This window comes from Notoacmeibacter marinus, assembly GCF_002238045.1.
Taxonomy (GTDB): Bacteria; Pseudomonadota; Alphaproteobacteria; order Rhizobiales; family Rhizobiaceae; genus Notoacmeibacter; species Notoacmeibacter marinus.
Window position 1 is genome coordinate 627,469 of sequence record NZ_NBYO01000002.1, and the last position, 10,866, is coordinate 638,334.

Below are 10,866 nucleotides of genomic sequence, written 5' to 3' on the forward strand. Positions count from 1 at the left end.
CAGGAACAAACGAGCGAAGCCTCTGATCCGTGATCCATAGGCCATGCGATCCGCCGAACACTGCAATGATGGTAGCGGAGGAGGGACTCGAACCCCCGACACAAGGATTATGATTCCTCTGCTCTAACCGACTGAGCTACTCCGCCCCGGACGCCTTGAAAATCGCGCGGTCGGTCATACCGCGGCGCCGCGAAGTGCGGCGGATATAGAAGCGCCTTCCCTCCACTGTCAAGCGCCTGCGATACGATGCCGAAAAGATCGCCGGCCGAAGGTACAAACCGCCCGCTCCGCAAGGCCAGCGACAGTTGCATCTTCGAACGACATGGTGCCGGTCACATCCTATGGCAGAGTGTCAGATGACGTGACCAGCCTGCCTTCAACGTCCCGAAATCGTCAGCATAGTCAATTGCCTAGGAAAAATCTTCCAGGCGCCCCTCTACTGGACGCCGCGACTTGCCCCGATGGGAGGCACCGCATAGAAACACCTCATATTTTGAGGACCTTCGCTCGACATGAAACCACGCATCGGCGTCATTGGCTGCGGCTATTGGGGCAGCAATCACATCCGCACCCTCGCCTCGCTCGGCCATCTGGCCGCGGTCGCCGATATCAATGCGGCGCGGGCGGAAGGATTCGGCAGCGAATATGACGTTCCTGGCCTGACGCCGCAGCAGGCTATCGAGTCGGATGAGCTTGATGCGTTGGTGCTGGCTCTGCCCCCCCAATTCCATGCCGAGACGGCCATGGCTGCCATCCGCACCGGCAAGGACGTGCTGGTGGAAAAGCCGATCGCCCTTTCGGTGGCCGATGCCGAGGCGACGGTGGCGCTGGCCAGGGAAGCGGACCGCATCTTCATGGTCGGTCACGTGCTACGTTTCCACCCCGCGTTCGAAGGGTTGAAGAAGCTGGTCGATGACGGTGTTCTGGGCGAACTGCGCTACATTCACTCCCATCGCGTCGGTCTCGGCAAGTTCCATACCGAGAACGACGCGCTCTGGGATCTGGCCCCGCACGATCTGTCGATGATCCTGGCGCTCACTGGCCAGGCGCCGGTCGACGTGCATGGCGAGGGCGCGGCCATGCTCGACCACCTTTCGGATTTCGCCCATCTGCACATGCGCTTTTCCGACCGGCTGAAGGGCCATCTTTTCGCCTCACGCCTGAACCCCTATCGCGAGCGCCGGCTTTCGGTGGTCGGCACCAAGGCGATGGCGGTCTTCGACGATGTCGAACCGCAGCACCGCAAGCTCGCGCTCTACCGTCACACGCTCTGGCAGGACAACGGGGCCTGGGCGGCGACGCAGGAAGAGCCGGAATATCTGCCCGTCGAGGCCGGCATGCCACTGACGCGCGAGTTGGAGCATTTCATCGACTGCGTCCGCACGCGCAACGCGCCCCGCGCCGACGGTCATGAAGCAATCGACGTGCTGAAGATCCTGACGGCGGGTACGGTGAGCCACGACCGGACGGACCGCTAGCGGCTCGCAAGATCGGGCTGAAGGCCGATAGCCCTATTCCGCGGCGACGGTCTCGCCTGCCAGACGCGCCAGCGCTTCTTCGGCAACAGCGCTCCGTTCGCCGCGCTGGATGAAGCCGCCACCGAGAACGCGCGCACGCGGCCCGTCATCGGCATAGATGACACAGGCCTGACCTGGCGCGACACCTGCCTCGCCCTGCAGATCGACATAGACGCCATCGCCGCCGGCATGAAGCTGCGCCGGCTTGGGCGGGCGCGAGGAGCGAATGCGAGCGACGACGCTCATGCCCTCTTTGCCGGCCATTTCCTCGATTGGCGCATCGCCGAGCCAGTTGACGTCGCGCAGATGGACCCGGTGCGTTTCCAACGCCTCGCTCGGGCCGACGATCAGCCGCGCCCGTTCGGCATCGACCGCGACGACATAGAGCGGCTCGCCGGTCGCCACGCCAATGCCCCGGCGCTGACCGACCGTATAATTGATGATGCCGTCATGCCGACCCAGCACCCGGCCGTCCAGATGGACGATGTCGCCCGGTTCGGCGGCGTCGGGGCGCAGTTTGGCGACAATGTCGGAATATCGGCCCTGTGGCACGAAGCAGATATCCTGGCTGTCCGGCTTGGCGGCGATGGCGAGACCCATTTCGTCGGCCAGTTCACGCACCCGCGACTTCGGCAGATCGCCGAGCGGGAAACGCAGATAGTCCACCTGCTCCTGCGTGGTGGCGAACAGAAAGTAGCTCTGGTCGCGGCTGTCGTCGACGGGCCGGTAGAGCGCGCGATGGGCGCCTTCCTGGCGACTGGAAATGTAATGGCCCGTGGCCAGCGCATCGGCGCCGAGATCCTTGGCCGTCGCCAGCAGGTCGGCGAATTTGACGGTCTGGTTGCAGGCGATGCAGGGCACCGGCGTTTCACCGGACACGTAGCTGTGGGCGAAGGTGTCGATCACCGCTTCCTGAAAGCGGCGCTCGTAATCCAGCACGTAATAGGGAATGCCCAGATGCTCGGCGACGCGGCGCGCATCGTCGATATCCTGGCCGGCGCAGCACGAGCCGGCGCGCTTGGTTGCTTCGCCATGATCGTAGAGCTGCAGCGTGATGCCGATCACATCATAGCCTTCAGCAGCGAGAAGGCCGGCCACGACGGAGGAATCGACGCCGCCGCTCATGGCGACGACGACGCGCGTATCCTCCGGCGCTTTTGGCAGATCGAGGCTGTTCATGTCGCTCGCGTCCCGCATTGTGGTGATCGGCAATCGTCTGAGGGCGATATAGGCGAATTGATCCGCGAACGCCAATCGGGCGTCTCGCAATGGCACGTCGGGACCGTCCAATCCTTACCGAAATTCAGACATTCGGTTTACCAGTCTAAAGAAAGGCTTATCGGCCGGTTAGGCGCTTCTTAAGAGCCAGCGCATATTCTTCTCAGGATTGGTCTTGAATTTGTGTAGAGTGTACAATGACCGAACTGGCTCGCCCACGTGTAAAATATGTCATCGGTCCCGATGGCAGCCCTTTGACTATTGCCGACCTTCCACCGACCAATACCAGGCGCTGGGTCATCCGTCGAAAAGCCGAAGTCGTCGCCGCGGTGCGCGGCGGTCTTCTTTCGCTGGAGGAAGCGTGTCAGCGCTATCACCTGTCCATGGAAGAGTATTTGTCCTGGCAGGCCTCGATCGACGATTATGGATTGGCGGGACTGCGCACCACGCGCATTCAGCAATACCGTCATTAGACGATCCATCTTTTACGAAAACGAAAAACGCCTCGCTGTTCAAAACGGCGGGGCGTTTTTCCCATATCCTACTCGGCCAGGTTCGTGGGAACGTCCGGCTAGGCCATGCCGGACAGAAGCGCGCGGGCGCCCGTCCAGCTCAATTGCACTGAAAGCACGAACAGCAGAACCTGGATGACCAGCACGTAGCTCCGTTCACTCAGCCATTGGGAGAGGCGGCGACCGGCATAGGTGCCAGCGATGGCGACGATACAGAGCATGGCAACCAGCCCGGTATCGTCAGCATCCATCAGACCCAGCGACAGATAGGCCGGCAGTTTCGAAAGATTGATCGCTGCGAAGGTGATCGTCGTCGTGCCGGCGAAGACCATTTTGGGCAGCTTCTGTGGCAGCACGAACGCCTGATAGGGCGGCGCGCCGGAATGGCTGACAAAGGATGTCAGCCCGGTCAGAATGCCCCAGAAGACGCCGCGCGGCAGAGATGGCGGACGCGGCGTATGCGCGGTCGCCGAACGGGCCAGCCAGGCGCGCATGCAGTAGCCGAGACCGATGAGCCCGGTTGCCAGGGTGAAGGTCGCGACCGGAACGAACGGCTCGACCAGTGTGCCAACCAGAACGCCGATTAATCCGGCGGGAATGAGGACTTTCAGGTTCCAGCCATCCCATTCGCGGCGATAGAGCCAGACGCCGACCGCATCCGATACGATGAAGATGGGCAATAGCAACGCGGCCGCCGAGAGCGGGTCCATGAAAAAAGCGACGAGCGGCACGGCGAGCGTGGCCGCCGCCGCGATACCGCCTTTCGACAGACCGACGATAAAGGCGGCGAAGAGCAGCACCAGCAGTTCGAGTGTAATCATGAAACCCCGGATCGCGACGGATTGCTCCTGCCGCCCGGGCACCGATTTGCTAAGTACGCCCGGTCGCAGAGGGTGGATTAACTTTCGGCGTACCGCCTTGTCCAGCCTGCCCCTTGCCCCAGTCTTCTTCGCACAGCTAAGGGCGGCGGAGACAGGCGATGACCGAACATGCAAAGAAACTTGCCGATCGCGGAGCCAAACCACGCTACGACGCTCCGGCCGGCGGCTGGGGTTCGATGCGCGGCATCGCCGAAATCACCGAAGAGGCAAACCCGGAATTCGGTGTCGCCGACACGCTGCGCCGCCTCAACAAGCCGGGCGGCACAATGTGCGTGTCCTGCGCCTGGCCGAAGCCGGAAAATTACCACGCCTTCGAGTTTTGCGAGAATGGCGCCAAAGCCACGATCTGGGAACTGACGAAGGATCGTTGCACGCCGGAGTTCTTCGAAAGCCATACCGTCACCGAGTTGCGGGACTGGAACGATCACGATCTGGAGATGACCGGCCGGTTGACCGAGCCGATGCGCTATGACGCGGGGAGCGACACCTATGTCCGCGCAAGCTGGGACGAGGCTTTCGCAGCCATCGGCGACAGGTTGAAGGCGCTCGATCCGAAATCGACGGTCTTCTACGCATCCGGCCATGCCGGACTGGAAGCATCATTTCTCTACGGACTTTACGCCCGCCTCTACGGCCACAACAATCTGCCGCAAAGCTCCAACATGTGCCACGAAACCACCTCGGTCGGCCTGAAGGAGGTGATCGGCTCGTCGGTCGGGACCATTATTTGGGATGATCTGGAGAAGGCCGACGCCTTCTTCTTCTTCGGCCAGAACCCCGGCACCAACGCGCCGCGCTTCCTGCATCCGTTGGCCGAGGCGAAAAAGCGTGGCGCGAAGATCGTCACCTTCAATCCGATCCGCGAACAGGGTCTTGTGTCCTTCGTCAATCCGCAAAGTCCGGTCGAAATGGCGACCGGCGCGGAAACGAAGATCTCCGACCGCTATTATCAGCTGAAATCCGGCGGCGATGTCGCGGCCATTCTCGGCCTCTGCAAATATGTGATCGAGAAGGACGACGAGGCGCGGCGCAGCCACGGAACGGCGATCATCGACCATGAATTCATCGCGCAGCACACCACGGGCTTCGACGAATTCATCGCATTCGCCCGCGCGACCGACTGGGAGGAGATCGAAAAGGCATCCGGCCTTTCCGAGAGCGATCTGCGCGAAGCTGGCCACATCTACATCTCGTCCGAGCGCGTGATCGGCGTCTATGGCATGGGCCTGACGCAGCACAGCCATGGCGCGCTCAACATCGCCATGCTGGTGAATCTGCTGCTGCTACGCGGCAATATCGGCAAGGACGGCGCGGGCTGCTGCCCCGTGCGCGGCCACTCCAACGTGCAGGGTCAGCGGACCGTCGGCATCACGGAGAAGCCGAGCCTCGTCCCGAACGACCGTCTGCGTGAACTGTTCGGCTTCGAACCGCCGATGGAAGAGGGCTATGTCATCACCGAAGCCTTGCAGGCGGCGATGGATGGCAAGGTGAAGGCAATCGTCAGCCTCGGCGGCAATCTCTGCCGCGCGCTGCCGGAGAGCGACCGCGTCGAACAGGCGTGGAGTGATCTCGACCTCACCGTCATGATTTCGACCAAGCTAAACCGCAGCCACCTCTTCCCGGGCAAGAGCGCCTGGATCCTGCCCTGCCTCGGCCGGGCCGAGATCGACCGCCAGGCAACGGGCAACCAGGCCGTTTCGGTCGAGGACAGCTTTTCCGGAATCAACGGCTCGATCGGCAAGCGCACGCCCGCATCCGATCGTCTGAAGAGCGAACTGGCCATCGTCGCCGGCCTCGCCAAGGCGACGCTGCCCGACAATCCAAAGGTGAAATGGGGTGAATGGACAGCCGATTACGGGCGCGTCCGCGACTTGATCGAAGCCTGCTACCCCGACGATTTCCAGGATTACAACAAACGCCTGTTCCAGCCCGGTGGTTTCTGGCGTGGCAATTCCGCCCATGAGCGCATCTGGGAAACTGAAAGCGGCAAGGCGGTCATCACGACGCCCGGACAACTGCATTCGCGCAATTTCGAGGAGAAGGACGGCCGCTACATTCTCGTGACGCTGCGCTCCAACGACCAGTTCAACACCACGATCTACGGCTATTCTGACCGGTTCCGCGGCATCGAAGGCACGCGCGATGTGGTGCTGATGAATGAAGCGGACATCGCGGAAGCCGGGCTGGAGCCGGGCGATACGGTCGCTCTGGTCTCCGATGACGACACGCCCGATGGCGGCAATCGCCGGCTTGGCGGGCTAACGCTGACGCCATACGATATTCCGCGCGGCACGATTGCCGGCTACTATCCCGAATGCAACGTGCTGATCGCGCTCGATCATGGCGACGAGAAGTCCAAGACCCCGGCCAGCAAGTCGATCCCGGTGCGGATCGAACGCGACGGCGCCTAGGAGAAATCGAGCCCCAGATCGAGCGTCCGAACCGAATGGGTCAGCGCGCCGACGGAAATATAGTCGACGCCCGTTGCCGCCACTTCGGCGATACGCTCCAGCCGCATATTGCCGGACGCTTCGGTCTTGATTCGTCCATCGACCAGCCGCACGGCTTCGGCAAGGGTCGGCGTGTCCATATTGTCGAGCAGGACGTTGTGCGCCCCGCCCTCCTCCAGCACCTCGCCGAGCTGATCGAGCGTATCGACCTCGATCTCGACCGCCATCATGTGGCTGGCGCTGGCCTTGACAGCCTGCAGCACGGGTCGGACACCGCCAGCCGCAGCGATGTGATTGTCCTTGATGAGAACCGCATCGGATAGCGAATAGCGGTGGTTGAAGCCGCCGCCATGTAGCACCGCCAGTTTCTCGGCAATGCGCAGACCCGGCGTCGTCTTGCGCGTGCAGGTAATCCGCGTCGCGGTCCCCGTTGCTTCGGCCACGAACGCCGCTGTCATGGTTGCGATCCCGCTCATCCGCCCGGCGAAATTCAGCGCCACGCGCTCTCCCATGAGAATGGACGCCGCTTCGCCCTCGATCGTCATCACGCTCTGGCCCGGTTCGCAGGCCTGCCCATCCTCGATGATCACCGAAACGGCAAGCTGCGGATCGACCAGCCGAAAAGCCAGCGCGGCGATGGCCATGCCGGAGATGCGGCCTGCTTCTCGCGCGCGCATTTCGGCCCGCCATGTCGTACCGGACGGGATGACGGCGCGCGTTGTGGCGTCGCCATAAGCGCCCATATCCTCCAGCAGCGCGTTGCGCACCATCGGTTCCAGAACAAGATCGGGCACATGCATATGGGGATCGCTCACTGTGCCGGCTCCGTCTGTTCGATCGCCGCGCGGCGGATGGCAAGCGCTTCGTCGAGCGTCATCTTTGTTCGCTCGGCCAGCTTTGGATCGGGCACCGGGAAATCGGAACGGTAGTGGCCGCCACGCGATTCCTCGCGTTTTAGCGCCGCTGCCGCGATCAACGTCGCCGTCGCGATCATGTTGGCAAATGCATCGGACTCAGCGGTCTGCCGCTCCAGCCCATCGATCTTTCTGAGGGCGGCCTTCATGCCGTCCGCGTCGCGCACCACGCCGACATGTTCGGTCATGATCCGCCGCAGTTCGGCAACGGCCGATTGATCGGCCAGCGCCCCGCCCTCTTCGAAGTCCAGTTCGACTTCCGCAATGTTTTCTCCGGCAATGCCGAGCGCTTTTGCCATGTCCTCGGCCGCGCTGGAGGCGATGACCAGCGCTTCCAGAAGACCGTTGGAGGCAAGCCGGTTCGCCCCGTGAAGACCGGTGGACGCCACCTCTCCCGCGACCCAAAGGCCGTCGAGAGATGTCCGCCCGCTCACATCCGCCGCGATGCCGCCCATATGGTAATGCGCCGCAGCGTTGACCGGGATCGGCTCGGCAACGGGATCGATGCCCGCCGCATGACAGGCCTCGGCGACGGCGGGAAAATGCGTCAGGATTTCGGCGCCCAAAGCCGCTCGCGTATCGAGCATGGGGCGCAGACCCTGCTGGCTCTGGCTGAAGATGGCGCGCGCCACGATGTCGCGCGGCGCCAGTTCCATGTCGGGGTGAATACCCTCCATGAAGCGCTCGCCATGCCGGTTGATCAGGATCGCACCCTCACCCCGCAGCGCTTCGGTTGCCAATGGCGCTGGATCGATACCGGCATCGATGGCGGTCGGGTGGAATTGCACGAATTCCGGATCCCCGATCACCGCGCCGGCCCGGGCCGCCATGCCGATGACATGGCCGCGGATGCGCGGCGGATTGGTGGTGATCGCGTAGAGGCCGGCCGAGCCTCCCCCCGCCAGAAGATGCGCCGCGCCGCGCAGCAGAACCGGCTCGGTGGAAGGCTCGGACGCGCGTTCGATAAAGATGCCGGTCACGCGACCGTCCTGAACTTCGAGTCCGCTCGCCAGCGTGTTCGTCAGAACCTGGATCGATGGCGTCTGGCCGACCTTCTCGATTAGCGTCGCCATGACGGCACGGCCGGCCTGATCGCCCTTCACCTTGGCGATGCGGGGGTGGCTGTGCGCGGCTTCCAATCCGAGAACATAGGCGTTGTCGTGCCGGTCGAACGGCGTGCCGAGGGCGGTGAGATGGCGGACATGCTCCGGCGCGGCAGCGGTGACGAAGGCCGCGACGATGGGATCGACCGTGCCGGCGCCGGCGATTTCCGTGTCACTGGCATGTTTCGATGGCGCATCGTCCTCACCGAGCGAGGCGGCGATGCCTCCCTGCGCCCAGCCGGAGGACGCACCCTCGCCGAGCGCTTCCGGCGAGATCAGCACGACCGGCCGCGGCGCGAGGTTGAGCGCCGCATAGAGCGCGGCCAATCCGGCGCCGACAATGATGACGCGCTCGGTTTCGACAATCCTCGCTGTCATTCCCACGATCCGCCCGTCAGTTCTTGAGCGAAGAGGAAAGGTCGATCATCTTCTGCACGCTCTGCCGGGCCCTTTCGGCGATCTGCGGATCGACATGAACCTCCGGGCTCATGGTGTGCAGGCTCCAGAGGATCTTCTCCAGCGTGATCTTCTTCATATAGGGGCACATATTGCACGGCTTGGCGAACTCGACCTCCGGCAGGCTGTCGGAGATGTTCGACGCCATGGAGCATTCCGTCACCAGCATCGCCTTTTTCGGCTTGTTCTCGCGCACCCAGCCGATGATGCCCGATGTCGAACCGGTGAAATCGGCTTCGGCCACCACATCCGGCGGGCATTCCGGATGGGCGATGATCTTCAGTTCCGGATCGCCTTCCCGATAGCTCTTCATATCGTCCGCCGTATAAAGCTCGTGGACGATGCAGCTTCCTGGCCAGTAGACGACATTCTTGGTCGACTGCGCCGCGACATTCTGCGCCAGGAACTGGTCCGGCGTCATGATGACCGTATCGCTTTCCATGCTCTCGACGATGGAGAGCGCGTTGGAGGAGGTGCAGCAGATATCGGACGCGGCTTTCACCTCGGCGGTGGTGTTCACATAGGAGACGACCGGCGCGCCGGGATATTTTGCGCGCATCTCCTCGATCCCTTCCGCCGTGATGCTTTCGGCCAGCGAGCAGCCCGCCCCCATATCCGGGATCAGCACCGTCTTGTCCGGGTTCAGAATCTTCGACGTCTCGGCCATGAAATGCACGCCGCACTGGACGATGACATCTTCTTCCACCCGCGTCGCCTCGATGGCCAGCTGAAGACTGTCGCCAACGAAATCGGCCACACCGTGATAGATGTCCGGCGTCATGTAATTATGCGCCAGAATAACGGCGTTCCGCTCTCTCTTCAGGCGGTTGATCGCTTCGATATAGGGGGCGTGAAGCGCAAAATCGGCCTCCGGCACCACGCGGTCCATGCGTCCATAGATCTCGCCCATCTCTTTGGCCCGCGCCATGGAGGGCGTCAGGTCATAGTGATTGGCAAGCTCGGCCTGCATGGCAGCCATATCGGTCATCGCGATCTCCAGTTGGAAGAAGGGACGGACGTTCATGTAGGCAAGAGCGGCGGCAAAAGCCATTCTTTTTCCGTCACCGAGACGCCCGGCGCGGCAAACTTCGCCACGATTTCAAGATGCTGGCCTATTGCGGCTTCAGGACCAGCGGAAGGCCCGCCGCCACGAGAACCACCCTGTCCGCGATCTCGGCGATCCTCTGGTTCAGAACGCCCTGCGCATCGCGAAAACGGCGGGCGAGCGCATTGTCCGGCACGATGGACAGGCCAACTTCGCTCGACACCAGAACAGTCGCGGCATCGCGGCGCTGGAGCGCGTCTTCAAGCGCATCGGTCGCGCGTTCGACATCATGCTCGCCCAGAACGAGATTGCTGAGCCAGACGGTCAGACAGTCGATCAGGACGGGCCGGTCCCCTGGCAGCGATTTCAGCGTCGCCGACAGATCGATCGGTGCTTCGACCGTCTGCCAATCGCTGCTGCGCCGCGCGCGATGGATAGCGATGCGCTCTTCCATTTCCGCGTCGAAACTCTGTGCTGTCGCGACATACAGCCAAGGCGGCGGAAGCGCCGACACGATGGCTTCGGCATGGCGGCTCTTGCCGGATCGCGCACCGCCGAGAACCAGAATGGTCGGTCCATCGGTCAATCGTCTTTCCTTCTCCTTCGCAACGAACAGACTGTCCGGTGCGCCATCCTACGCACCCCCACAGCCTTTTCGGAAGCGAAATCATCCGTCAATGTCTCGGCTGGCCAGACCTGTTCGCGGGCACCTCTGCCTGCTATCCCTTCCCGTGATGTCGTAACGCCCCCTCGCGACGAACCATGAAAAG

The 10,866-nt window shown here is 62.8% G+C and carries 9 protein-coding genes and 1 tRNA gene; 3 read left to right on the top strand and 7 right to left on the bottom strand.

All coding sequences use genetic code 11. The features are described 5' to 3' along the window. Positions 1 to 69: 69 nt before the first annotated feature. Positions 70 to 146: transfer RNA gene (locus B7H23_RS11160), tRNA-Met, on the bottom strand. A gap of 366 nt (positions 147 to 512) precedes the next feature. Between B7H23_RS11160 and B7H23_RS11165 the strand changes: the two genes are divergently transcribed. Then, entirely contained in the window at positions 513 to 1,478 is a 966-nt protein-coding gene (locus B7H23_RS11165; RefSeq protein WP_094077473.1) for a Gfo/Idh/MocA family protein, read from the top strand. Between the two features lie 33 nt (positions 1,479 to 1,511). On the opposite strand, the gene mnmA is transcribed toward B7H23_RS11165, so the two are convergent. Beyond that, positions 1,512 to 2,696 carry a tRNA 2-thiouridine(34) synthase MnmA gene (mnmA, locus tag B7H23_RS11170; RefSeq protein ID WP_094077749.1) on the bottom strand — a complete coding sequence of 395 codons (1,185 nt, stop codon included), beginning with the start codon at positions 2,694 to 2,696 and terminating at the stop codon, positions 1,512 to 1,514. A 236-nt stretch (positions 2,697 to 2,932) separates the two neighbouring features. On the opposite strand from mnmA, the gene sciP reads away from it, so the two are divergent. Next, the gene (gene sciP, locus B7H23_RS11175) at positions 2,933 to 3,208 is read left to right on the top strand and encodes a CtrA inhibitor SciP (protein ID WP_094077474.1); all 276 of its coding nucleotides are present in this window, start codon (positions 2,933 to 2,935) and stop codon (positions 3,206 to 3,208) included. A gap of 98 nt (positions 3,209 to 3,306) precedes the next feature. Here the strand turns inward: sciP and B7H23_RS11180 are convergent, their stop codons facing one another. After that, positions 3,307 to 4,068 (bottom strand): sulfite exporter TauE/SafE family protein, encoded by a 762-nt coding sequence (locus tag B7H23_RS11180; protein WP_094077475.1) that lies wholly within the window; start codon positions 4,066 to 4,068, stop codon positions 3,307 to 3,309. Positions 4,069 to 4,226: 158 nt separating this feature from the next. Between B7H23_RS11180 and B7H23_RS11185 the strand changes: the two genes are divergently transcribed. Next, on the top strand, positions 4,227 to 6,539 hold the full coding sequence (locus B7H23_RS11185; RefSeq protein ID WP_094077476.1) for an FdhF/YdeP family oxidoreductase: 2,313 nt from the start codon (positions 4,227 to 4,229) through the stop codon (positions 6,537 to 6,539). On the opposite strand, the gene nadC is transcribed toward B7H23_RS11185, so the two are convergent. The 4 genes from nadC to cobU form a co-directional block, all read right to left on the bottom strand. After that, positions 6,536 to 7,393 (bottom strand): carboxylating nicotinate-nucleotide diphosphorylase, encoded by an 858-nt coding sequence (gene nadC / locus B7H23_RS11190; protein WP_338044352.1) that lies wholly within the window; start codon positions 7,391 to 7,393, stop codon positions 6,536 to 6,538. The two genes, B7H23_RS11185 and nadC, sit on opposite strands and share 4 nt — an antisense overlap. Then, positions 7,390 to 8,973, bottom strand: coding sequence for an L-aspartate oxidase (locus B7H23_RS11195; RefSeq protein WP_094077478.1), 1,584 nt, complete (start codon positions 8,971 to 8,973; stop codon positions 7,390 to 7,392). Before B7H23_RS11195 ends, nadC begins: the two co-directional genes overlap by 4 nt. Positions 8,974 to 8,989: 16 nt before the next feature. Next, on the bottom strand, positions 8,990 to 10,039 hold the full coding sequence (nadA, locus tag B7H23_RS11200) for a quinolinate synthase NadA (RefSeq protein WP_094077750.1): 1,050 nt from the start codon (positions 10,037 to 10,039) through the stop codon (positions 8,990 to 8,992). Positions 10,040 to 10,163: 124 nt separating this feature from the next. Continuing rightward, positions 10,164 to 10,682 carry a bifunctional adenosylcobinamide kinase/adenosylcobinamide-phosphate guanylyltransferase gene (gene cobU / locus B7H23_RS11205; protein WP_094077479.1) on the bottom strand — a complete coding sequence of 173 codons (519 nt, stop codon included), beginning with the start codon at positions 10,680 to 10,682 and terminating at the stop codon, positions 10,164 to 10,166. Positions 10,683 to 10,866 lie beyond the last annotated feature (184 nt).